The sequence below is a fragment of the Mycobacterium lacus genome (assembly GCF_010731535.1).
In the GTDB taxonomy this organism is placed as follows: domain Bacteria; phylum Actinomycetota; class Actinomycetes; order Mycobacteriales; family Mycobacteriaceae; genus Mycobacterium; species Mycobacterium lacus.
Genome location: NZ_AP022581.1, coordinates 2,287,955 through 2,312,588 on the forward strand (window position 1 = coordinate 2,287,955; position 24,634 = coordinate 2,312,588).

At 68.8% G+C, this 24,634-nt stretch carries 15 protein-coding genes and 2 pseudogenes; 3 read left to right on the plus strand and 14 right to left on the minus strand.

The window, feature by feature from the left end:
* Window positions 1–5 precede the first annotated feature (5 nt).
* The 11 genes from pgeF to G6N24_RS10520 form a co-directional block, all read right to left on the minus strand.
* Window positions 6–713 (minus strand): peptidoglycan editing factor PgeF, encoded by a 708-nt coding sequence (gene pgeF, locus G6N24_RS10470; protein ID WP_179963482.1) that lies wholly within the window; start codon window positions 711–713, stop codon window positions 6–8.
* Between the two features lie 91 nt (window positions 714–804).
* A complete protein-coding gene (ftsZ, locus tag G6N24_RS10475; protein WP_085161943.1) occupies window positions 805–1,944 on the minus strand; it encodes a cell division protein FtsZ in 1,140 nt (379 codons plus the stop codon).
* A gap of 201 nt (window positions 1,945–2,145) precedes the next feature.
* Entirely contained in the window at window positions 2,146–3,066 is a 921-nt protein-coding gene (gene ftsQ / locus G6N24_RS10480; RefSeq protein ID WP_232070790.1) for a cell division protein FtsQ, read from the minus strand.
* A gap of 26 nt (window positions 3,067–3,092) precedes the next feature.
* On the minus strand, window positions 3,093–4,571 hold the full coding sequence (gene murC, locus G6N24_RS10485) for a UDP-N-acetylmuramate--L-alanine ligase (RefSeq protein ID WP_085161898.1): 1,479 nt from the start codon (window positions 4,569–4,571) through the stop codon (window positions 3,093–3,095).
* Window positions 4,568–5,773 carry an undecaprenyldiphospho-muramoylpentapeptide beta-N-acetylglucosaminyltransferase gene (murG, locus tag G6N24_RS10490; RefSeq protein WP_085161897.1) on the minus strand — a complete coding sequence of 402 codons (1,206 nt, stop codon included), beginning with the start codon at window positions 5,771–5,773 and terminating at the stop codon, window positions 4,568–4,570. The genes murC and murG overlap by 4 nt, the downstream gene beginning before the upstream one ends.
* Window positions 5,770–7,329, minus strand: a complete 1,560-nt coding sequence (gene ftsW, locus G6N24_RS10495; protein ID WP_085161942.1) for a putative lipid II flippase FtsW — start codon at window positions 7,327–7,329, stop codon at window positions 5,770–5,772. Before ftsW ends, murG begins: the two co-directional genes overlap by 4 nt.
* Entirely contained in the window at window positions 7,322–8,788 is a 1,467-nt protein-coding gene (gene murD / locus G6N24_RS10500) for a UDP-N-acetylmuramoyl-L-alanine--D-glutamate ligase (protein WP_085161896.1), read from the minus strand. The genes ftsW and murD overlap by 8 nt, the downstream gene beginning before the upstream one ends.
* A 1-nt stretch (window position 8,789) precedes the next feature.
* Window positions 8,790–9,869, minus strand: a complete 1,080-nt coding sequence (mraY, locus tag G6N24_RS10505; protein ID WP_085161895.1) for a phospho-N-acetylmuramoyl-pentapeptide-transferase — start codon at window positions 9,867–9,869, stop codon at window positions 8,790–8,792.
* Window positions 9,866–11,404, minus strand: a complete 1,539-nt coding sequence (locus tag G6N24_RS10510; protein WP_085161894.1) for a UDP-N-acetylmuramoyl-tripeptide--D-alanyl-D-alanine ligase — start codon at window positions 11,402–11,404, stop codon at window positions 9,866–9,868. The genes mraY and G6N24_RS10510 overlap by 4 nt, the downstream gene beginning before the upstream one ends.
* Window positions 11,401–13,005 (minus strand): UDP-N-acetylmuramoyl-L-alanyl-D-glutamate--2,6-diaminopimelate ligase, encoded by a 1,605-nt coding sequence (locus tag G6N24_RS10515; RefSeq protein WP_085161893.1) that lies wholly within the window; start codon window positions 13,003–13,005, stop codon window positions 11,401–11,403. The genes G6N24_RS10510 and G6N24_RS10515 overlap by 4 nt, the downstream gene beginning before the upstream one ends.
* 319 nt (window positions 13,006–13,324) lie before the next feature.
* Window positions 13,325–13,687 (minus strand): MerR family transcriptional regulator, encoded by a 363-nt coding sequence (locus G6N24_RS10520; protein WP_085161941.1) that lies wholly within the window; start codon window positions 13,685–13,687, stop codon window positions 13,325–13,327.
* A 127-nt stretch (window positions 13,688–13,814) separates the two neighbouring features.
* On the opposite strand from G6N24_RS10520, the gene G6N24_RS10525 reads away from it, so the two are divergent.
* Entirely contained in the window at window positions 13,815–14,237 is a 423-nt protein-coding gene (locus tag G6N24_RS10525; protein WP_269151276.1) for an Hsp20/alpha crystallin family protein, read from the plus strand.
* A gap of 239 nt (window positions 14,238–14,476) precedes the next feature.
* Window positions 14,477–14,887, plus strand: a complete 411-nt coding sequence (locus tag G6N24_RS10530; protein WP_372514574.1) for a J domain-containing protein — start codon at window positions 14,477–14,479, stop codon at window positions 14,885–14,887.
* 66 nt (window positions 14,888–14,953) lie between these two features.
* Here the strand turns inward: G6N24_RS10530 and G6N24_RS10535 are convergent, their stop codons facing one another.
* On the minus strand, window positions 14,954–18,208 hold the full coding sequence (locus G6N24_RS10535) for a helix-turn-helix transcriptional regulator (RefSeq protein WP_085161939.1): 3,255 nt from the start codon (window positions 18,206–18,208) through the stop codon (window positions 14,954–14,956).
* Window positions 18,209–18,979: 771 nt separating this feature from the next.
* On the opposite strand from G6N24_RS10535, the pseudogene G6N24_RS10540 reads away from it, so the two are divergent.
* Window positions 18,980–19,987 (plus strand): annotated as a pseudogene (locus G6N24_RS10540) (IS256 family transposase); the annotation flags it as partial.
* Window positions 19,988–20,148: 161 nt separating this feature from the next.
* On the opposite strand, the gene G6N24_RS10545 reads toward G6N24_RS10540, so the two are convergent.
* Window positions 20,149–23,439 (minus strand): helix-turn-helix transcriptional regulator, encoded by a 3,291-nt coding sequence (locus G6N24_RS10545; protein WP_085161890.1) that lies wholly within the window; start codon window positions 23,437–23,439, stop codon window positions 20,149–20,151.
* A 560-nt stretch (window positions 23,440–23,999) separates the two neighbouring features.
* Window positions 24,000–24,562, minus strand: a pseudogene (locus G6N24_RS10550) (PAS domain-containing protein); the annotation flags it as partial.
* Between the last annotated feature and the right edge of the window lie 72 nt (window positions 24,563–24,634).

A 24,634-nucleotide genomic window follows, 5' to 3' on the forward strand; every position in this document is an offset into this window, starting at 1 on the left:
CGCGCTTATTCCATCCACACCAACGACGCCATCCGCCCGGTGGGCGCACCGCGGCGATGGCTGAACAGCGTCGGGTCGGCCACCGTGCAGCGGGGGTCGATGTCGATGGACACAACACCCAAGTCGCGCAGCTGACAAGCGATTCCGGCGCGCAGGTCGAGGCCCGGGGTCCCGGCCGAGGTGGTGGTGCGGCTGCCCGGCAACGCCGCCTCGACCTCGTCGGCCATCGCGGCGGGCACCTCGTAGTTGGCGCCGCTGGCCGCCGGGCCGAGCAGTGCCGAAATATCGTGGGCCCGCGCGCCCACGCCGAGCATCGCCTCGACCGCACGGGCCACCACGCCCCGCTGGGCGCCGACGCGACCGGCGTGGACCGCCGCGACAACGCCGGCGCGCGCATCCGCCAGCAAGACCGGCACACAGTCGGCGGTCAACACCGCCAGCGCCAGTCGGGGGGTGCTGGTCACCAGCCCGTCGGCGTCGGCGATCGCAGCGCTCTGCGGACGGTCGACCACCTCGACCCGATCCGCGTGGACCTGGTTCATCCACACCACCCGCTCGCCGGGCAGGCCGATCGCCGCCGCCAGCCGGGCGCGGTTCGCCGCCACCGCCGCCGGGTCGTCCCCGACATGGTCACCCAGGTTGAAGGTGTCGAACGGGGGTACCGACACGCCCCCCGCCCGGGTGGTGGTAACCCGCCGGATGCGAACGCTCACATGCCCAGTATCCGGAGCCCGTTGCCAGCCGGACGGCACGGACGCCCGGCCACGGCGGGTGTGTCGCGCTGTGGCATGCAAGCTGGGCCCCTTAACGGCGCATGAAAGGCGGCACGTCGACGTCGTCGTCGTCGCCACCGATGCTCAGGGTCGCACCGTTGGTGGACAACGGGACGCTCACGGCGTCGACCGGCTCGAACAGCGTCGAGGTCAGCTTGCCAGCCCTCGCCGACTCGATCCGGTGAGCGCCGCCGGTTTCCCCCACGACCGGCTTGCGCCCGGGCCCACTGGCGGCAAAGCCCGCCGCGATCACGGTGACCCGCACCTCATCGCCCAGCGAGTCGTCGATCACGGTGCCGAAAATGATGTTGGCGTCCTGGTGGGCGGCGTCCTGCACCAGCGAGGCCGCCTCGTTGATCTCGAATAGACCCAGGTCGCTGCCGCCGGCGATCGACATCAGCACGCCCTGCGCGCCCTCCATCGAGGCCTCCAGCAGCGGCGAGTTGATGGCGATCTCGGCGGCCTTGAGCGACCGGCCTTCACCGCGGGCCGAACCGATGCCCATCAAGGCGGTGCCGGCACCGGACATGATGCCCTTGACGTCGGCGAAATCGACGTTGATCAGCCCTGGCGTGGTGATCAGGTCGGTGATGCCCTGCACGCCGTTGAGCAGCACCTCGTCGGCGCTGCGGAACGCATCCATCAGCGACACCGCGGCATCCCCCATCTGCAGCAACCGGTCGTTGGGGATCACGATGAGGGTGTCGCAACTCTCCCGCAGCGCGGCGATGCCGTTTTCGGCCTGATTGCTGCGCCGCTTGCCCTCGAACGAGAACGGCCGGGTGACGACGCCGACGGTCAACGCGCCCAGCTTGCGGGCGATGCTGGCGACGACGGGCGCCCCCCCGGTGCCGGTGCCGCCGCCTTCGCCGGCGGTGACGAACACCATGTCGGCGCCGCGCAGCAGCTCCTCGATCTCGTCCTTGGCGTCCTCGGCGGCCTTGCGTCCGACCTCTGGGTCGGCGCCGGCGCCCAGCCCGCGGGTCGAGTCACGGCCGACGTCGAGCTTGACGTCGGCGTCGCTCATCAACAACGCCTGCGCATCGGTGTTGATCGCGATGAACTCCACGCCCTTGAGGCCCTGCTCGATCATCCGGTTGACGGCGTTGACGCCGCCGCCACCGATACCCACAACCTTGATGACGGCCAGATAGTTATGCGGCGGGGTCATCATTCGCCTTCCTCCCTAATGAGGTCAGTCTCCCTGGTGGGACTCGGTGTGTCCGCTTGGCAAACTCTCAACCTCAACCATAGAGTTAGAGTTATGTCAAGCTGTTCCGCGTAACCAGAACCGTATGGGTCCGACACTTGCTATCCCTGCAGGCGCGCCGACGCGTCGCGGGTTTTTTTCTGTGGTCAAGCGTGACGAGCACTACTTCACGGTCGGCAGATCGGGGCTGGACACGTCGTAGGTGCGTCCAGGCTGCGTCAGCAGCGCGGCCAACTTTTCGGCTTTCTCCTCGGCCCGATCGGTGCTCCCCCAGATCACCACCCGCCCGTCACCCAGCGTGAGCGTGATCGAGGAGACGGACGGGGCCGCGATCTCGCCAACCTGACCCGCGACCTCGGGACGCAGCGCGAGCAATACTTGCAGCGCGGCCCTGGTCGCCGGGTCACTTGGTCCGGGATCGTCGACGTCGATGTACGGCAGCGCCGGTGGCGGCGGAGCGGTCGCGAAGTCGACGCCGTCGCGGTCAAAGAGGTGCGGCCCGTCCGGAAAATCCTTCACTACCACGGGGACTCGCTCGACGATCGTGATCCGCAGCGCCGACGGGTACTGACGTTGCACCCGCGCGCTGGCCACCCGCCGGATCGTGGCCACCCGGTCGGCGACCTGGTTGGTGTTGATCTGCAGCAGCGGCGTCCCGAGCCGCACCCCGGCCGCGTCGAGGACCTCCTCGCGGGTCACCGCGCCAATCCCGGTGACGACGATGCTGCGGGCCGACATCGCCGGCGTGAAATAGAGGACCAGCGCGAGTCCGATCCCGACGACGGCCAGGATCACCGTCGCCAGCGCCATCTTCAGGCCCCGAACAACCCCCCGCGCAGCGCGTTTGGGCTCCGCGACGATACGCCCGCTGGCCCGTCGTTTGGCCTCACGGTGGGCTTGCTCGATCGCGCGGGCGCGAGCCTGCGCGGCACGACGCTCGGCCCGTTCCCGGCGGGCGCGCCGCCGCGGCCCCTCGAAATCGGTTGCGTCGGCCGGCGTTTGAGCGTCCTGCGCGACGAGCGGTTCGGTGATGGCGCTGTCCTCGCGGTCACCGGCGTCGCCGGTCACGTCATCAGCCGCCAGCTCGGTCGGGCCGTCGCTCCGCTCGCTCACCGCAGCACCCCCGGGCGGCCGGGCGCGCTGCGGTTCGCGCGTGCCCGCAGCGCGGTGACAATCTCCGGACCCAGCAGGGTCACGTCGCCGGCGCCCATCGTGACGATCACGTCACCCGGGCCGGCGGCCGCGGCCACCTCCTCGGGGACCGCCGAGAAGTCCGGGAGGTAGCGCACCGGCACGCCGACGTGCTCGGCGACGCTGGCTCCGCTGATGCCGGCGAGCGGCTGTTCGCGGGCGCCGTAGACATCCAGGACGAACACCTCGTCGGCGGCGCCCAGCGCGCGACCGAATTCGGCGGCGAAAGCCTTTGTCCGCGAATACAAATGGGGCTGGAACACCACCAGCAACCGACCCCCGCCGCCCTGTTGGAGCACCGTGCGCACCGCCGCCAGGGTCGCGCTGATCTCCGTCGGATGGTGGGCATAGTCGTCGAACACCCGCACCAGTGAATTCGGGGCCTTGCCCTCTCCAGACGCCCCGACCAGTTCGAAGCGGCGACGCACCCCCTCGAAACCGGCCAGCCCGTCGAGCACGTCGTCGGCCGGGGCGCCGATCTCGAGCGCGGCCAGCAGCGCGCCCAGGGCGTTGAGCGCCATGTGCCGTCCGGGCACCGACAGGCGCATCACGCGTGGGTTCGGCTCACCGGCCAATTGGATGTGGGCGACCGCCTCCGTCCCGTGCTGTTCCCACGACACCAGCGTGCCGGCCTGGTCTTCACCCGCGGATCCGTACCGCAGCACCCGAATTCCCAGCTCGGCCGTGCGCTGGGCCAGCGCGGCCGCTCCCGGGTCGTCGGTGCACACCACCAGCGCGCCCCCGGGGGCAAGTCGCTCTACGAAGGAGTCGAACACGCCGACATACGCGTCGGTGCTGCCGTAGAAGTCCAGGTGGTCGGATTCGACGTTGGTGACTACGGCGACGTCGGGCGTGTACTGCAACAGTGAGCCGTCGCTTTCGTCGGCCTCTGCGACGAAGCAGTCGCCACTGCCGTGGTGGGCGTTGGTGCCGGCCTCCCCGAGCTCCCCGCCGACGGCGAAGGATGGGTCCCGCCCGCAGTGTTGCAGGGCAACGATGAGCATCGACGTCGTCGTCGTCTTGCCGTGCGTGCCGGTGACCATCAGCTTGGTGCGCCCGTTCATCAGCCTGGCCAGCGCGACCGGGCGCAATATCACCGGAATGCCGCGGCGGCGGGCCTCCACGAGCTCGGGATTGGTCTTGGGGATGGCGGCATGGGTCGTGATGACGGCGGTGGCGCCGCCGGGCAGCAGGTCCAGCGACGAGGCGTCGTGTCCGATCCGGATCAGCGCGCCCCGGGCCCGCAGCGCGTGCACGCCGCGCGACTCCTTGGCGTCAGACCCGGACACCAGCCCACCCCGGTCCAGCAGGATGCGGGCGATGCCCGACATCCCGGCTCCCCCGATGCCGACCATGTGCACCCGCCGCAGCTCGGGCGGCAGCTGTTCGGCGTTCACGCTTTTCCCCCGGCCGCCCGTGCCTGTCGCGCGATGTCCAGCGCCGCCCGGGCCACCTGGAGTGCCGCATCCCGATGCCCCACCCGCGCGGCGGCCGCCGTCATGGCCGCCAGCCTCATCGGGTCGGTCAGCAGCCCGGCCACCTCCCGAGCGACCAGACCCGACGTCAGTTCGGCGTCGCCGACCAGCATCCCGCCACCGGCGTTGACCACCGGCAGCGCATTGAGCCGCTGTTCTCCGTTGCCGATCGGCAGCGGCACGTAGATCGCAGGCAGGCCAACGGCCGACACTTCGGCAACCGTCATCGCCCCGGCCCGGCAGATCACCAGATCGGCGGCGGCATACGCTAGGTCCATCCGGTCGAGATAAGGCACCGCGACGTACGGGGGATCACGCCGCTCCGCGGCCCGCAGCTGCAGGACGTTCTTGGGTCCGTGGGCGTGCAGCACGGCCACGCCCGCCGCGGCCAGGTCGCCGGCGGCCCCCGCGACCGCCCGGTTGAGCGAGACCGCCCCCTGCGAACCGCCGAACACCAGCAGCACCCGTGCGTCGTCGGCAAAGCCGAAGTGGGCGCGGGCTTCGGCGCGCAACGCCGCGCGGTCCAGTGCGGTGATGGCCGACCGGACCGGCACCCCCACCACCTCGGCGCGCCGCAAGCCGCAGTCGGGCACCGCCGACAAGACGCGGTCCGCGGTGCGGGCGCCGATCCGGTTGGCCAGCCCCGCCTTGGCGTTGGCCTCGTGGATCAGCACCGGAACGCGGCGCCTTGAACGTGGCAGCCCGGGGATCCCGCGGGCGGCGAGGTAGGCCGGCAGCGCGACATAGCCACCGAAACCGATGACGACGTGGGCGTCGACGTCGTCAAGCACGGCGCGGACCTGCCGGACGGCACGCCACACCCGCCGCGGCAGCCGGGCCAGGTCGCGGCTGGGTTTGCGCGGCAGCGGCACTGGCGTGATCAGTTCGAGGTGGTAGCCGCGCTCGGGCACCAGCCTGGTCTCCAGCCCGCGCCGGGTGCCCAGCGCGGTGATGCGGACGCGCGGGTCCAGGACGCTCAGCGCGTCGGCCACGGCCATCGCGGGCTCCACATGGCCGGCCGTACCGCCGCCGGCGAGCACGACCGACAACGACCCGCCTGCCTGCCGACCGGACTGGTGGAGAGCCTGAACCCCGCCGGCCGGCTCGCTGACGGTGTCGTTCACCCGTAACGCTGACCTTCCAATGCGCGTGCGCGCCCCGTATGACGCGGGCCGGCGTGCCGCTGGCCAGCTCTATGATGCCCTCCCCGCACGGGGGTTGGGGCACCAGACCGGCGCACGGGCCGATCGGCCGCGCGGGAAGCCTGCCGCGAGGTCCGCGCAGCGGGCTGCCGCGGCTTGCCCGCCCTCGCCGGTTGCGGGCGAGCCTTGTTGCGGTCTCTCAACGCCTCCAGGCGGGTCGGCACATACGGCTCGGGCAGCGGCAGCCGCAGCATCCGGTTCACCTTGTCGTCGCGCCCGGCCCGCAGCGCGGCCACCGCCTCGGGCTCGTGGCGGGCGGCATTGGCCATTATTCCTATCATGAAAAGCGTTGTGGCCGTTGATGTTCCACCCGCGGAGATCAGCGGCAGCTGCAGCCCGGTGACGGGCAGCACCCCGATCACGTAGCCGATGTTGATGAACGCCTGGCCCAGCACCCACATCGTCGTGGTGGCGGTCAACAGCCGCAGGAACGGATCGGCGGACCGGCGCGCGATCCGCATCCCGGTGTACGCGAACAACCCGAACAGCCCCAGCATCGCGAGCGCACCGATGAGGCCGAGCTCCTCACCGATGATCGCGAAGATGAAGTCGTTGTGCGCGTTGGGCAGGTAGTTCCACTTGGCGACGCCCTGGCCGAGACCGTCGCCGAAGATGCCACCGTGGGCCAGCGCGAACTTTGCCTGCCGCGCCTGGTAGCCGGTGTCTTGAGGATCGTTCTCGGGGTCCAGCCACGAGCGCACCCGGTCGGACCGGTAACCCTCGGACATCGCCAGGACCGCGCCCGAAACAAAGACGGCCGCCAGCGAGCTGACGAACACGCGCAGCGGCAGCCCGGCATACCACAGCAGGGCCAACAAGATGATGCCCAGTGACACCGTCTGCCCCAGGTCGGGCTGGGCCACGATGAGCGCCAGCGCGATGACCGCGGCCGGCACCAACGGAATGAGCATCTCGCGCAGGGACGCGCGTTCCATCCGCCGCGCGGCCAGCAGGTGCGCTCCCCAGATGGCGAACGCGATCTTGGCCAGCTCGGAGGGCTGCATCGAGAGGCCCGCGACCACGAACCACTTCCGCGAGCCGTTGGCGAGATTGCCGATTCCCGGAATGAGCACGAGTACCAGCAGAATGATCGTGATCGCGAAACCGGAAAACGCGATGCGCCGGATGAACCGCACCGACATCCGCAACGCGGCATAGCAACCAATCAGGCCGATGATCGTCCACAAGACCTGCTTGCCGAAGATCACCCATGCCGACCCATCGGCGCCGTAGGACCGCACGCCGGATGCCGATAGCACCATGATCAGACCCAGCGTGGTCAGCAGCGAGGCGACGGCGATGATCAAGTGAAACGAGGTCATCGGCCGACCCAGCCAGGCCCCGAACCGGGTGCGCGGATCGTGTTCGTCGGGTCTGGTCGCAACCTTCGCGCCCTCGGGGGTCGTCTGCCCCGCTTCGGCCTGTTCGGCCGCGGGCGTCTCCTCCCGGCGCAGCAGCCGGGTCAGCGCGTTACCCACGCCCGCCTGCCCCGACCGCGGCGCGCACGGCGGACGCGAACGCGTCGCCACGGTCGCCGTAGCCGGTGAACTGGTCAAACGACGCGCCGGCCGGTGCCAGCAGCACGGTGTCACCGGGCTTGGCCATTTCTCGGGCCGCGGCCACGGCCGCGGTCATCACACGAGCGCCGAGGGGCTCGCGCGAATTGTCGACTTTTGTCTCATAAGCCTCAGCCGTCGCATGCATCTCAATATCCTCGCCTGTCACAACCTGGACGACGGGGACATCGGGCGCGTGTCGTGATAACGCCTCGGCAACCTCCGCGCGATCCCGGCCGATCAGCACCGCGCCGACCAGCCGGGGCGCGATTCGCGCGACCTCGGCGTCGATCGACGCGCCCTTGAGCAGGCCACCGGCCACCCAGACCACGCGCGGATAGGCCAGCACCGACGCCTCGGCGGCGTGCGGGTTGGTGGCCTTGGAGTCATCGACGTAACGGACTCCGTCGGCGACGGCCACCACCTCGGCCCGGTGCCGGCCCACCCGGAACGACGCCACCGCTCCGGCGATCGCCTCGGCGGACACCCCGACCGAGCGCGCCAGCGCCGCCGCGGCCAGGGCGTCGAGCACGCCGACCGGGCCCGGCACCGGTATCGACGCGACCGGCATCAGGGTCAGCTCGTCGGAGTCGTCGGAAAAGGCGCGGTCAACCAGGTGGCCGTCGCGCACACCGAGCTCCCCCACCGCGGGTTCGCCGAGGCGGAAGCCGACCCGTATCGGCGCCGCCGCGGTGCCGAGCAGCGCCGCGGCCCGGCTGTCGTCCAGCCCGGCCACCGCCACCCGGCCGCCCAGCACTCGGGCCTTCGCCGCGGTGTAGGCGCCCATCGTGGAATGCCAGTCCAGGTGATCCTCGGCGATGTTGAGGACGGCGCCGGCCTCGGGCCGCAGGGACGGCGCCCAGTACAACTGGAAACTGGACAGCTCGACGGCGAGGATGTCCGCGGGCGCGCCCAGCATGTCGAGCACCGGGCTGCCGATGTTGCCGCACAGCACACTGCGGCGGCCGCCGGCGACCAGCATGGCGTGCAGCATCGACGTCGTGGTCGTCTTGCCGTTGGTGCCGGTGACGACCAACCATCGCCGCGGCGGCCCGTAGCTGCCCGACGCGTCGAGCCGCCAGGCCAACTCCACGTCGCCCCAGATGGGCACGCCCGCGGCCGCGGCGGCGGCCAGCACGGGCGTCTCCGGCCGGAAACCGGGACTGGTGACCACCAGGGCGTATTGGGCTATGCGTTGTATCGCGACCGCCGGATCCAGCGTCGCCACCCCGCGCTGCACGTACGGGCGCAGCATGGCCGGGTCGTCGTCACACACCGTCGGCGCCGCACCAAACCGGGTCAGCGCCGCCCGCACCGCCTGGCCGGTCACCCGGCCACCGGCCACCAACACGGGCGCGCCCGGCGCCAACGGGTCAAGCACGTCAGGCACCGATCGTGGCGAGCCACTCACCGTAGAACAGCGCCACTCCCAAACCGCAGGTGATCGCGGTGAGCAGCCAAAAACGGATGATCACCGTGGTTTCGGCCCAGCCGACCAGCTCGAAGTGGTGGTGAAAGGGCGCCATCCGGAATACCCGGCGTCCGGTGGTCCGGAAGGTCAGGATCTGCAGTACCACCGAGGTGATTTCGGCGACGAACAGCGAGCCCAGCACGACGGCGAGGATCTCGGTGCGGCTCGTGACGGACAGTCCCGCGATGATGCCGCCCAGCGCGAGCGATCCGGTGTCGCCCATGAAGATCTTGGCCGGTGCGGCGTTCCACCATAGGAAGCCGATGCACGCGCCCGCGGTCGCGGCGGCGATGAGTGCCAGGTCCAGCGGATCGCGCACGTTGTAGCAGCCCAGGCCCGGCGCGGTGACGCACGCGTTGCGGTACTGCCAGAACGTGATCAGCACGTAGGCCGCGGTGACCATTGCCATGCAGCCGGCGGCCAGTCCGTCCAGGCCGTCGGTGAAGTTGACCGCGTTCGACCAGGCGCTGACGATGACCACGCAGAATAGCACGAACAACGCCGGAGCCAGTGTGACGGTGGCGATCTCGCGCACGTAGGACAGGTTCGCGCTGCCCGGCACCAGCCCGGCGGGATTGCGGAACTGCAGCACGAGCACCCCGAACAGCACCGCGGCGGTGATCTGGCCAACGGTCTTGGCGGTCTTGTTCAATCCGAGGTTGCGTGACCTGCGGATCTTGATCAGGTCGTCGAGGAATCCGACGCCAGCCAGCGCGGTGGCCAGGCCCAGCACCAGCAGACCCGATGCCGATATGCCCTCGCCGTGGAACGCCAGCCCGGCGATATGCGTGCCGAGGTAACCCGCCCAGATGCCGGCCAATATGGCCACCCCGCCCATCGACGGCGTGCCGCGTTTGGTGTGGTGGCTCGGCGGGCCATCTTCGCGGATCTGATGGCCGAACCCCTGTTTGGTGAATAACCGGATCAGCGCCGGGGTCAACAGGATGGACACGGTCACCGCGATGGCCACGGCGATGAGGATCTGTCTCACGGGCGCGCGCCCCCGCCGTTGATAGGCCCGTCGGCGACGAGCGCGTCCGCCAATGCCCCCAGCCCGGCCGCGTTGGACGCCTTGACCAGGATCACGTCCCCGGGTTGCACCTCGGCGCGCAACAGCGCCAGGGCGGCGTCGCCGTTGGCCACGTTGATGGCCCCTTTTTCAGCAGCGGCCCCCCACGAGCCCCACGCCCCTTCCAGGGCCGCTCCGTGGTGCATGGCGCTCATCGATCTCCCGGTTCCCACGACAACGAGTCGAGACACATCTAAGCGCACCGCCAGCCGGCCGATGCGATCGTGCTCGGTTATCGCGTCGTCGCCGAGCTCGGCCATCTCCCCCAGCACCGCCCAGCTCCGCCTCGGATGTCGGGCTGGAGAATCCCCGTGGGCGATCCAGGCCAGCGCCCGCAGCCCGGCCCGCATCGAGTCGGGGTTGGCGTTGTAGGCGTCGTCGATCACGGTCACCCCGTCAGATCGGGTGGTCACCTGCATCCGGTGCCGCGACACCGGACCCGCGGCGGCGAGCGCGGACGCCACCTGTTCGATGCTGGCGCCGCAGTGCAGCGCGACGGCAGCCGCGCACAGCGCGTTGGTGACCTGATGGTCGCCGAACACCCCCAGCTGAACCTCGGTTTGGGCGTCGCCGGCGTGCATGGTGAAACGCGGCCTGGCCAGTTGGTCCAGCGACACCGGGCCGGCCCACACGTCACCGGTGTTGTCGCGACGGACGCGGACGACCCGGGCGGCAGTGATGTCAGCCATGGCGGCCACCGTTGGGTCGTCGGCGTTGAGGATGACCACACCGGACGACGGAACAGCTTGCGGCAGTTCGGCTTTAGTCTGTGCGATGGCCTCCGGTGAGCCAAACTCACCCAGGTGCGCGGTGCCGACGTTGAGCACCACCCCGATCGCCGGCGGGGCGATTGCCGCCAACTCGGCAATGTTGCCGGGATGGCGTGCCGACATCTCCAGGATCAGGTAGTCGGTGTCGCGGGTTGCGCGCAGCACGGTCCAGGGATGACCCAGCTCGTTGTTGAACGATCCCGGCGGGGCCACCACCTCGCCCAGCGTGCCCAGCACCGCGGCCACCAGGTCCTTGGTCGACGTCTTGCCCGACGACCCGGTGATCCCGACGATGGTCAACCCGCCCGTGACCAGCTCTTCGGCCACCGCCCTGGCCAGCCTGGCCAGCGCGGACAGCACCGCCGCGCCCGACCCGTCGGTATCGTGCTCGAGCACGCCGGCGGTCTGTGGACCGCGGTCACCCGCGGGCGCGACGACGATGGCGGGAACCCCGACCGGCCGGGCGGCCAAGACGGCGACGGCGCCGGCCGCGACCGCCGAGGCCGCATAGTCGTGGCCGTCGGAGTGCGCCCCGGGCAGCGCCAGGAACAAGCCGCCGGGACCAACGGCGCGCGAGTCGAACTCCACGGTCCCGGTGACGTGGCATTGCGCGGCTTCCTCCGGCGAAATGTCGGCCAGCGTGCCACCCACGATGTCGGCGATCTGAGCAACCGTCAGGTCGATCATCGCCGTGCCTCGATGGCCTCCAGAGCCCGAGCCAGTTCCACCCGGTCGTCGAACGGGCGGACTTCCCCGCCGCCGCGTTGCCCCGTTTCGTGACCCTTGCCGGCGACCAGGACCACGTCACCGGGGCCCGCCCAGGCGACCGCATGCCGGATCGCCTCGCGACGGTCGCCAATCTCAACCACCTGCGCGGCACCGCCTCCGTGGGCCGCCCCGGTCAGGATGTCGCGGCGGATGGACGCCGGATCCTCCCCCCGCGGATTGTCGTCGGTCACGACGACCAGATCGGCCAGCTCCGCGGCGATCTCGCCCATCGGCGCCCGCTTGCCGGGGTCGCGCTCGCCACCGGCGCCGAATACGACCGCCAACCTACGGTCCGGCGCTAGCAGCGTGGTCAGCACCGCGCGCAACGCTTCCGGTTTGTGGGCGTAGTCGACGAGCGCAAGGAAGTCCTGGCCGCAGTCGACCTCCTCCAGCCGCCCGGGGACCCGGACTTCTCGCAGCCCCACCGCCGCTTGCTCGGGGGACACCCCGATGGCGTCGAGAATCGCCAGTGCGACAAGGCAATTGGCGACGTTGTAGCGGCCCGGCAGCCCGATGCCGATGCGGTGATGCACGCCGGCGGGGTCTTCGGCAGTAAACTCCAGTCCGCCCGCGCCCATCGGCGCCACGTCGGAGGCGCGCCAGTGCGCGGGCCGATCGGTGGCGCTGACGGTGATCGCGTCTCCGGCCCTGGCGGCCATGGCGCGCCCGGCCTCGTCGTCGATGCACACCACGGCTGTAGGTGCGCGCACCGGCGAGTCTGGGTCGAATAGCCGCGCCTTGGCGTCGAAGTAATCCTCCATGCTGGGGTGGAAGTCGAGATGATCGCGCGACAGGTTGGTGAAGGCGCCGACCGCGAATTTGGTGCCGTCCACCCGGCCGAGGGTCAGCGCGTGACTGGACACCTCCATGACCACGGTGTCCACCCCGCGTTCTGCCATTGTCGCCAGCATCGCCTGCAGCGCGGGGGCTTCCGGAGTGGTCAGCGCGCTGGGGATGTCGGCGCCGTCAATGCGCACGCCAATGGTGCCGATGAGCCCGGCAGTCCGCCCGCCGGCGCGCAGACCGGCCTCGACCAGATACGTGGTGGTGGTCTTGCCGGATGTCCCGGTGATCCCGACGACCCTCATCCGCTCCGACGGCTCTCCATACACGGTGGCCGCCAGAGAACCCAGCACCCTGCGGGGCGCAGGGTGCACCAGCACCGGCACGGCCGCGGCGTTTGCACGCATCCCGGCAACCCCGGCGGCGTCGGTGAGCACCGCGACCGCGCCGCGTTCGATCGCCTCGCCGGCGTACCGCGCCCCGTGCGTCGCCGAGCCGGTCAGCGCGGCGAATAGGTCCCCGGGCCGCGCATCCTGGGCGCGCAGCGTCACTCCGGTGACCGCCAGGTCGGGAATCGCGGTGGGGTGCTCAGGGCTGCCGGCCAGCGCCGCACCGATCTCAGCCGCCAGCGCAGGCAGCGGCACGCCCGCGACGGTATTGGGGCGCAAGCCAGTGGGCACCGACTCCACCTGCGTTACCACCTCCATCCGACGCCGGAGATCCCCATGATCGGCCATGACACCCTACCTAGGCGTGGCGCGCCAGGAGCTTTCCCGGCCTTCCCGGCTTTCCCGCGCCCGCAGCAGGCAGCGTAAATCGAGCCGCTCTTGGTCGATGCGCGGTGATTGCCCAAGTCGCCGACACGCCGGGCACGGCGCCACACCGCGAATCACCCCTGTGCGGGCGTTACCCGGCAACCCGCGTCACACGTCGACGGCAACGGGTACCCCGCGCCGCCAGCCCGACCGGCCGATCTCATCCGTAACGGCGTGAGCGACGTTGGGTGGCGCCCCGCCGTCTCCGACATCGATAGCAAACCGTTGGGCTCGTGGTCCATCACGATCCCAAACCCTTCCGTTGCTTCCCGGGCCCGGCACGCCGGCGTGCTGCCGGCTTGCGCTTGGCCTTGAGGTCGGCGTTCAGAAGCTCTAGGGCGGCGTAGTCCGAGACCAGCTGACTGTTTTTGGCTTCCAGGTCCAATATCTGGGCAATGCCAACCAGATTGACGCCCTGGTCGACGAGTTCGGTGATCCGCTTGAGGCGTTCAAGGTCTTCGTCGCTGTAGCGACGAGTGCCTCCGTCGGTGCGCGACGGAGTCAGCAGCCCCCGGCGCTCGTAGAGTCGCAACGTCTGCGGCCCAATGCCGGACAACTCCGAAGCCACCGAGATGCCGTAGACGCCGCGTGCCGAACGGGCCATCGACTGGTCGGTCAACCGCCCCCCTTTCAAAGAATCTCGTACTGATACTTGCGCAAGTATACACAGAGTGATATTACAAATCTATATCTATCAACATAGATAATCTGCATGCATAGGAGGTGAAAACGTGGTGCTGATGCGTACAGACCCGTTCCGTGAACTTGACCGATGGACCCAGCAGGTGCTGGGTACGGCCGCCCGGCCAGCGGTCATGCCGATGGACGCCTGGCGAGAGGACGAGCAGTTCATCGTCGAATTCGACCTGCCTGGGGTGATGCCGGATTCACTCAGTCTGGATGTCGAGCGCAACGTGCTCACCGTGCACGCCGAACGCCCCGAGCTTGACCAGAACCGCGAGATGGTATCGGCCGAGCGCCCCCGCGGCGTGTTTAGCCGCCAGCTATTCCTCGGAGAAAACCTCGACACCGACAAGATCGAGGCCAGCTATCACGACGGCGTGCTGCGGCTCACGATCCCGGTGGCCGAACAGGCCAAGCCCCGCCACATCGAGATCAGCCGCGACGGCCACCAGGCCGCGATCAACGCCTGATAACCGTCGGGCCGCAACGGGCTGCGGCCGATGGTGGTTCGCGGCAAGCGCGCCCCTACATTCTCGACCCTGCCACTTCGACGAGGAGGTGATGCCCCGGCGGTCGAACAACCACGCGCCGACTCGTGTGCTGTCCACCCGCATGACTAGTTTTGCGACTGACGCAGGATCGCGCTCGCATCGCCGCTTGACGTGGCCCCCGGTCGGGTGGACCGCACGGTGCCGGCATGCTCAGGTGGGTGCGCACGACAGCCCACGTGCGCACCCGCCCGCTATACGACTATCGACCCGGTCGAAAGACGCGGTACCTGATGACGACCGATCCGTACGCGGTGCTCGGTGTGCCGCCGAGCGCGACCCAAGCTGAAATCACCCACGCCTACCGGCGCCACCTGCGCGACCAACATCCCGACACACGCGATCGGCAACAGAATTCACTCGCCGACGAAAAACTGCGCCAAATCCTGGCCGCCTACGACCTGCTACGCGACCCCCAACGCCGCGCCGCCTACGACCACACCCATCCCGCGCGCAAAGACACCGGCCCGGTCCGGATAGCTGTCACCCGTACCGACCCCGCCAACGCCCAGCCGCCCCTGCGAGCAGGACCAGTCCGCTGGCGCCGCACGCCCCCCAAGCGCCGTCGGTGATGACCACCGAACATTGACGTGTTCCCGCCCGGTGCGCAAACTCAATCGGCCTACCCGCCTTGCCGCTCAGACGCGGCTGGCCGCGGCTTGGGCCAGTTGGACGCGGGAACTGAAGCCAAGTTTGGTGTAAACGTGCGTCAGGTGGGTTTGCACGGTCCGAGGTGAGACGAACAGCCGCGTCGCGATGTCCTTGTTGGCCAGTCCCTCGCTCACCAGGCGCACGACGTCCAACTCCGTCGGCGTAAGCGAATCCCAACCGGTGGCCGGTCGTTTGCGCCACCCGTGGCCACGCTGGGCATAGGCGATCGCCTCCTCGATGGACAATGCCGCACCCTCCGCCCAAGCGGCATCAAAGTCCTTGCGGTCCATCGCATCTCGCAACGCCGCCACCGCGGCCTCATACTCCGCCTGATAGATCATGAAGCGGACCACGCCAATGCGGCGCCGGATCGCCTCTGCTGCGCCGAAAAGCCTCGCCCCTTCCCTATAGGTGCCGGCGCCGCAGGCCAGCCCGGCGAGGCATTCGAGCACGTCCGGGAGATCCACGTATGCCCCAGTGTCGGCAGCGCAGCACAGTGCGTTGTGGGCGTCGCTTGCGGCGTCTTCGCGCTTGCCTTCGGCGATCGCGATCCGCGCGCGCGTCGCAAGCGCCACCATCAGATGCCGACCGGTCAACGCGCGCACGGCTTCGTCGCACCAACGTCGGGCCGCGGCGACATCACCGGCCGCCAGCGCAACCTGGGCATTGAACGCGCGCTGCGGCGCCGCAATCTGGGGTATGACCGAACCCAAAATCTTCCACGCGGCCTCGCTGGCGTTCTTCGCCGTTTCAACATCGCCGGCGGCCAAGGCGGTGGTCGCCAAGGCCGAGTAGCCCATACCCGCGAAGAACTCGCCCATGTCAGCGGCATCGAGAGCAGCGTCGGCGGCCGCTCGAGCGGCGCTCACATCCCCTTGGTATGCGAGGGCAATGGACAGCAACTGCACGCTATTCGCCTTCTGCATGATTTCCTGAGCCGCCTCGGCCTCCTCCACGACCTCGCCGAACTGAGCGGTAGCTTCGGCAAGATCGCCTCGCATCAGCTGCGCGAACCCGAGGCACCAGCGGCACCACAACCAATCGGACCGGCTACCAATCGCCCTCGCCAGGTCGCGGCCCTCTTCGGCGGCCGCGCACGCCGCGACAGGGTAACCGGCCACGACCGCGTCGATCGCCTGAAAGGTAAGAATCTGAGCCAGCCGCCACCGATCGTCGACGGCGCGGGCAAGGTCGATCGCCTCGGCGAAATACTCCGCTGCCACCTCGGCGCGGGCTACGGCCACCGCGATCAAACCGCAGGTCGTCAGCGCCCGGGCCAGCAGCGCGGGGTCGTTCAGCTCGCGCGCGATCGCCAGGGCCTGTTGGGCCTGATCCATGCCCGTCGCGGCGTCGACGAAGACGTCGAGCACGGCCTTGTCCACCAGCGCCCGGGCGCGCACCGCGGGCGCCACCTCGAGCTGGCGCGTGTCCACATCGGCGAGAACGGCGTCGAACCAATCCCGCCCCTCCCGGATGCGACCCCTCGTCATCCACACCGGCAGCAGCGAGGACGCTAGGCCCAAGGCCAGATCGGTGTCGGAATTTGTCCGGCTCCACGCAAACGCGGCACGCAGGTTGTCGATTTGGGTCTCGGCCCGGTCGAGGCGCCGCGCATACTCGGCGTCGCCGGGGTTGTCGAGCAGCGCGGCCAGCGCCGTGTAGTGGTCGCGGTGGCGCGCACGCACAACGTCGACCTCGCCGGCCTCCTCGAGCTTTTCCAGCGCGTACTGCTGCATCGTCTCGGCTAGCCGATAGCTGGTGCGGCCAGCGGTTTCGTTGGCCACCACCAGCGACTTCTCGACGAGCAGGGTGAGCCCGTCGAGAACCTGATAGCGCGGCACATCACCAACGACCGCGTGCGCGTCGTCGAGGAAAAAACAGCCCACAAAGACCGCCAGCCGGCGGAACAGGGCTCGTTCGGGGTCGGTCAACAGGGCGTACGACCAATCCACCGAACCCCACAGCGTTTGCTGGCGGCTCGACGCGGTGCGCGCGGTGCCGCCGGTCAACAGCTTGAAGCGGTCACGCAAACCGTCCACGATCTCGGCCAACGACAGCGCCCGCACCCGCGCGGCCGCCAGTTCGATCGCCAGCGGCATGCCATCGAGGCGTTCGCAGATTTCGGTCACCGCGGCGACGTTGTCGTCGGTGAGGCGGAAATCAGGCCGCACCCGCCGGGCTCGGAAGCCAAACATCTCGATGGCCTCATCGCTCAACGACAGCGACGGCACCCGATAGCTCACCTCACCGGGCACCCGGATCGGCTCCCGGCTGGTCGCCAGCAACCGCACTCCCGGACACCGTTCCGCGAGGGCCGCCACCAGGGTGGCGCTCGCCTCGATCACATGCTCACAATTGTCCAGCACCAGCAAGCCCCGCCGTGCGCCGAGGTAGCGCACCACGATGTCCGTCGTGGTGCAGCCGGGCTGGTCGTGCAGGCCGAGGACCCGCGCGACGGTGATCGGCACCAGATCCGGGTCGGTGATCGGCGCCAGGTCTACGAACCACGCGCCGCCGAATTCACCCGCCAGCTGGGCGGCCAGCTGCGCCGACAGCCGTGTCTTGCCCACACCGCCCGGGCCAGTCAGGGTCACCAGCCGATTCTCGGTCAGCAACTGGTGCACCTCGCTGATCTGCGCGGCGCGACCCACGAAACGCGTCAGGTGCACCGGGAGACCATGGGCGAGCGTCTCAGCCGATGCCCGCAACGGCGGGAACTCGACACGAAGGTCGGGATGGCAGAGCTGCACCACCCGCTCCGGGCGCGGCAGGTCACGCAGCGGATGAGTCCCCAGATCGATCAGCCACGCCCCATCAGGCAGCCGGTCGAGGACCAAGCTCTCGACCACACCCGAGAGCACGGTCTGACCGCCATGCGCTAGGTCACGCAAGCGTGCGGTCCGGTTGATGGTCGGACCCGCATAGTTGGCCTCGTCGCGGAGCCGCACCTCCCCGGTGTGCACGCCGATGCGTAACCGGATCGGGGCCAGCGTGGCTCGCTGCAGGTCCAGCGCGGCGGCCACCGCGTCGGACGCGCGGGTGAAGGCGATCACGAAGCTGTCGCCCTCGCCCTGCTCAACCGGGCGTACTCCGTCATGGGCGGCGACCACCTCGCGCAGCACTTCATCGAGGCGCTTGACCGCGACGCTCATTTCCTCGGGTTGGGTTTCCCACAGTCGTGTTGAACCCTCGACATCGGCCAACAGCAATGTCACCGTGCCCTGCGGCAGCAACTCGCTCACGCCCATCGCTCTCCTCAATCGCACTAATGCTAACTACTGCGACCCGAAAGTAGGCACGTTCATTACCCGACGACACAACAACGGGAAGCGCGAAGAACTCGCCACGGATGCATTTAATGTCGAGGCATACCTTGGGCCGACGGTTAAACAGAGTTGTCTCCAGAAATACTGGCGTCCAGCCCTTCACGTCGTCCGCAGCGGCCGGTGTGAACGCGACGCTGCCGGTGACATCGCAAGGAATAATGTGTTGTTGCGATTGCATACTTGCCTACTGGCGCACGACTGCGCTGAGTGACTGGAAAGTCGAACTCGACGCCGCAAGCGAATCCATCACAAATTCGCACAGAGACAAGCTCGCCAAGTCCGGCCTATTCGCGCCTACCAATTGTCTGGGCAACGAGACGTCACAGATTAGCCGTCGCCGCCCGCAGCGCCCTGCGTGCCGAACAGCAGCCCGCGTCTGCCGCCCGTACCGCGCGGGCATCAGCACAACCGCGTAGCTTCCGCCAACAGCCCGTGAATGATATGCGACCCCCGCGGCCCACATATACGTCCCTTGGCCGATGACTCTCCTCGCCCCGCGTCGCACAGTGGAAAGCGCAGCGCCTGGTTCGAAGTAAAGGTTCTGCGCAGTTGGTGCGCAGCGTCTGCGCCGTTGTTGCCTCGCTAGTTCGCAAGCGGCGTTTGCCGACGCATCGCCGAAATGACCTCCGGGCTCCGGCCTGAGGGCCATCGCGTGCTCGCCGAAGGAGATTTAAAGGAGTCCGAGCAATGAACAAGCCCCGTCTCATCGGCGTCGAGGCGATGCTGGCAGACCAACTCGCCATAGCTGACCCCGATTTGCTGCGCGGACTGCTCTCGGCGTTCATTCAGGCGTTGATGAGCGCTGAGGCCGACGCGGTGTGTCAAGCCGGTTACGGCCAGCGCACGGTGATTCGGGCGAACAGCCGCAATGGCTATCGACGTCGGGAGTTCGATACCCGCGTCGGCACGATCGAGCTGGCCATTCCCAAACTGCGTCTCGGCAGCTATTTCCCGGACTGGCTACTGGCGCGTCGCGAGCGCGCCGAGCGAGTGCTCACCGGGGTGGTCGCCGCCTGCTATCTGCTGGGTGTATCCACCCGGCGGGTGGAGAGGCTGGCGGAAGCTCTTGGGGTCACGAAGCTGTCCGCACCGCAGATATCGGCGGTGGCCGCCGAACTCGACGAAACCGTAACGGCACTTCGCAGCCGCCCGCTCCACGGCCCCTACCCGTTCATCACCATCGATGCACTGGCCATCACCGTACGCGCGCAAGCCCGCATCGTGGAGGCGCAGTTATCGGTGGTCACCGGGATCGACGCCGGAGGCTACCGCGAGATCCTGGGCGCGCACGTATCTCCGGCCGAAGACGAGTCACGCTGGCGGGAGCTATTCCACGGCCTGGTGACCCGCGGCCTGTCCGGGGTGGCCCTGGTGACCAGTGATTTCCACACCGGTCTGGTGACCGCTATTGACGCCGCCTTGCCAGGTGCGGCCTGGCAACGGTGCATTGCGCACTACGCGACCAGCCTCAGCTCGATCACTCCGAAGTCGTCCTGGCCGTGGGTGCGCGCCCTGCTGCGCGGCATTTTCGATCAGCCCGACGCCGACTCCGTTGCCAGCCAATACGACCAGACGCTTGACACGTTGAGCGACAAGCTGCCCAATGTGGCCAAGCACCTCGCCGCGGCGCGTCGTGAACTGCTGGCGCATACGGCGTTTCCCAGCGATCTTTGGCATCAGCTCAGGTCCACCAACTCCGGCATGGTGTACCACCCTGCGCCAACGAGCGGGCGACGCGTGATCACGTCGTCGTAGGCGACGGCCGCCCCGGCGTCCGGCAATCTGGGTCATGCGGGCCAGATCGATCGGCCGGGGGATACACGACGCCGGCGGACATCGGTGGTGCGACCCCGCTGTCACCGCCAGCTGCGCGGTATCTCGGTGCGGTGAGCTGCCGCTTGGGCGAGTTGGACGCGGGAGGTGATGCCGAGCTTGGTATAGATGTGGGTCAGGTGGGTCTGCACCGTGCGACGTGAGACGAAAAGCCGCGTCGCAATGTCCTTGTTGGCCAATCCCTCACTCACGAGCCGCACGACGTCGGTCTCGGTCGGCGTGAGCGACTCCCAACCGGTGGCCGTCCGTTTGCGCCACGAGCGGCCCCGCTGGGCGTATGCGATCGCCTCCCCGGTCGACAACGCCGCACCCTCGGCCCAGCCGACGTCGAAGTCGCTCACTCCCATCGCATCCCGTAACGCTGCTACCGACTGGTCATATCCGGCTTGGTGAATCGCGTAGCGGACCAAGCCGAAGCGCTGGCGGATGGCCTTGGCCGCGCCGAAAAGCCGGGCCGCCTCCTGGTGATTGCCGGCGTCGCCGGCCAAACCTGCCAGGCATTCGAGCACATCCGGGGCGTCCACGTGCGCCCCGCTCTCGGTCACGCAGGCCAGCGCCCTATGGGCGTCGCGTTCGGCTTCTGCCCGCTTGCCCTCGGCGATCGCGATCCTGGCGCGCGTCGTCAGCGCCACCGTCAGGTGCCGGCCGGTCATCGATTGCACCGCATCCTCGCACCAGCGGCGGGCCGCCACGAGGTCCCCGTCCGCCAAGGCAACCTCGGCATTGAACGCCCGCTGCGCCGCCGCCGTCGGGGACATGACGACACTCATGTTCTGCCAGGCCGCCGCGCTGGCGTCCTTCGCCGCTGCCACATCGCCGGACGCCAGCGCGACCTTGGCCGCCGCCAAATAGCCCATCCCGGCGAAATACTCGCCCAGATCGGCCGCGGTGAGGGCCGCATCCGCTGCCGCCCGAGCCGCACTCAGCTCCCCCCGAAAGACCAGGGCCGAAGACAGGCCTTGCAGGCCATTCGCCTTGTGCATGACCTCGTGCGCTGCCTCGGCCTCGTCGACCAGCTCGCGGAATTGTGCTGCGGCCGCGCCCAACTCACCGCGCACCAGCTGCGCCCACCCGAGACACCAACGGCACCAAAGCGAGTCGTAGCGGTCACCGATCGCATCCGCGAGCCTGCGTCCCTCTTCGGCGGACGCGCACGCCGCGACCGGGCAGCCGGCCACCACCGCATCGACCGCACGATAGGTGAGTATTTGGGCCAGCCGCCACCGATCGTCGAGGGCGCGGGCGAGCTCGATCGCCTCGGCGAAGTACTCCGCTGCCACCCCCGCGCGGGCCACCGCCACGGCGATCAAGCCGCAGGCCGTCAGCGTCCGGGCCAGCAGGGCCGGGTCGTCGACCTCACGTGCGATCGCCAGCGCGTGTTGGGCCTGACCCGTGCCCGCGGCCGCGTCGACAAAAACATCGAGCAACGCCCGGTCAGCCAGCGCCCGCGCACGCACCGCGGCCGACACCGCAAGCCCACCGGCGTCCGCGTGGGCTCTCTCGGAGGCGAAAACGGCGTCGAACCACGCCCTGCCCTCCCGGATGCGGCCCCGCGTCATCCACACCGGCAGGAGCGAGGACGCCAACGCCAAGGCGCCTTCGGCATCAGAGTTCTGCCGACTCCAGCCAAACGCGGCGCGCACATTGTCGATCTGCATCTCAGCATGGTCGAGACGCTGCCCATAGTCGATGCAGCCCGGGTCGTCGAGCAGGGCCGCCAGCGCGGTGTAGTGATCGCGGTGACGCGCACGCACAACATCGCCCTCGCCGGCCTCATCGAGCCTTTCCAGGGCGTAGTGGCGGATCGTCTCCGGCAGCCGGTAGCTGGTTCGACCCCCCCGGTCCTCGGTCACCACCAGCGACTTGTCGACCAGCAACGTAAGCTCGTCGAGCACCTGATAGCGCTGGACATCACCACCACCGGCGATCGCTTGCGCGTCGTCGAGGAAAAAACACCCCGCAAACACCGCCAGCCGGCGAAACAAGACCCGTTCGGGCGCGGTCAACAGCGCATACGACCAATCCACCGAGGCCAACAACGTCTGATGACGCCGCGACAGGGTGCGCCCGCCCCCGGTCAACAGCCGGAATCGGTCTTGTAGGCCATCGAGGATCTCGGCCAGCGATAGCGCGCGCACCCGCGCGGCCGCCAGCTCGATCGCCAGCGGCAAACCGTCGAGGCGTTCGCAGATTTCGGTCACCACCGCGACGTTGTCCTCGGTGAGGCGGAAACCCGGCAGTACCTGGCAGGCCCGGGAACCAAACATCTGGATGGCTTCGTCAGCCACCGACAGGGGCGGCACCCGGTAACTGACCTCCCCCGGAACACGGATCGGCTCGCGACTGGTCGCCAACAGCCGCACCCCCGGACACGCCTCCACCAGGCCCACCACCAAGTCCGCGACCGCCTCGATCAGATGCTCGCAGTTGTCCAGCACCAGCAAGGCATGACGCCCGCCGAGGAACCGCAGCACGGTGTCCCTCGTGGATCGGCCGGGCTGATCGTGCAGGCCCAGCGCGCGCGCCACCGTGATCGGCACCAGATTGGGGTCGGTGATCGGCGCCAAGTCCACAAACCACGCACCGCCGAACTCCGCCGCGGCCTGAGCCGTGACCGTGGCCGCCAACCGGGTCTTGCCCACACCACCGGGTCCGCTCAGGGTCACCAGCCGGTTCTCGGCCACCAACTGATGCACCTCGCTGATCTGTGCACCGCGCCCCACAAAGCGGGTCAAATGCACCGGAAAACCATGAGCCAGAACGTCATCGCTCATCCGCAACGGTGGGAACTCCACACGCAGATCGGGATGACACAACTGGGCCACCGGCTCGGGGCGCGGCAGATCACGCAGCCGATGCGTACCCAGATCAACCAACCACGCCCCCACGGGAAGCCGATCGAGCACCAGGCTCTCGGCAGTACCCGACAACAACGTCTGGCCCCCATGCGCCAAATCGCGCAGGCGTGCCGTCCGGGTGATGGTCGGACCGGCATCGTCGCCCTGGTCGCCCCGCCGCACCTCACCGGTGTGTATGCCGATGCGCAACCGGATCGGGGCCAGCGACGCTCGCTGCAAATCCAGCGCGGCGGCCACCGCATCCGAGGCGCGGGTGAACGCGACCACAACGCTGTCATGGCCACCCTGCTCCACCGGCCGTACCCCGCCATGGGCGGCGATCACGCCTGCCAACGCCTCATCAAGGCGCTTGACCGCACCGCCCATCTCCTCGGGGTGGGCATCCCAGAGCCGCGTCGATCCCTCGACATCGGCCGACAGCAACGTCACGGTGCCCTGCGGCAGCAACTCACCCACATTGCGCTCCTCGGTCGCACTAAATGCTAACCACCTCGACCCAGGTCGACGGCGCAAGTCGACGTGGCACCGATACTCGACGTCCTCCCCGCGGCTGAAGCCGGGGGACTCCAACCCGCTAGACGGGTGGGAGCAGAAATTCCTCGCGGTTTCCTAACTGGTTCCTGCGTCGACGTCACTGCAACACCCGCGGGCGGTGCGGCTTCCCGGCAGGCGGTGACCGACCCTGGGGGCAACATGTTATTGGGGGGGTTCAGATCCGCGTGCTCTACGCCGCCTGCCACGATCGCTGGTTGCGACGGCCCACTGGGGCCCAGGTATCTCAATTCGGACACCGCGCCCTCGTCGGGCCTCTTCAAACGCCGGCACTGGACGTAACTCGGGCTTTGCCAACAACGGCTCGGGACTCTCGGGATGGTTCACACCAATCCGTTGGACGGCTCACCTCCGGCTCGGGTTTTCGAAACTAAGCGGCAACATCTCGGGCGCTTCCAACCTGGGCATCGGCGTTAGCCACCGGAGAGGTTTTTCAGGTGGAGGTGGCTAGTGGTGTGTCCCGAGCTCTCGGGCTCAAGTTCGATGCGGGTTGACAGTGACATGCACCGGCGCCCAGGCAGTGTCGCACCCCGGCAGCTGCAATACGCCGCTGGTTGCTCCGTCAGCGAATTCCTTTGTCATCACGGCGATCAGCTCGTGGTCGTCGGGGTGCACGCGGGGCCTGTCGGGCGCGTTGGCTCGCCTGTCATGGAAGTGGCAGGGCTCGTCGAGCCACTCCAGCGGGGTCCAGATGTTCAGGTCGACGAGTGCCCGGTGAACTCCTGCCGGTGCCAGCCCGTCAAGGAATTTTTGCGCCGGTCGTGGGCCGGAACCACCGGGCCTTTGAGTTCGGCCCGCCAGTTCATCGCGCGTGCGACCAGGTGATCGCGGCCCTCCGATCCTGGCTCCAGCGCGCTGCGCGCGGTGAAACCAATCCTGATGGGTTTCCCTGCCAATCGGTGAGATCCCAAGTGCTGCATAGCGTTTGGCGGGATTCTGGCTTGACCAGCAAGGCCAGCACCTTGGTTTCGCTCAGACTCAGTTCGCGCGACGGCAGATCTTCGGCGAAGGCCGCCCCAACCGCAATGGGGACACCCCCGCGCCAGCGAGCCGACACCGTTCCAGCAGGCCGCGTGAACGTTTACGAACAGGCCCTAGG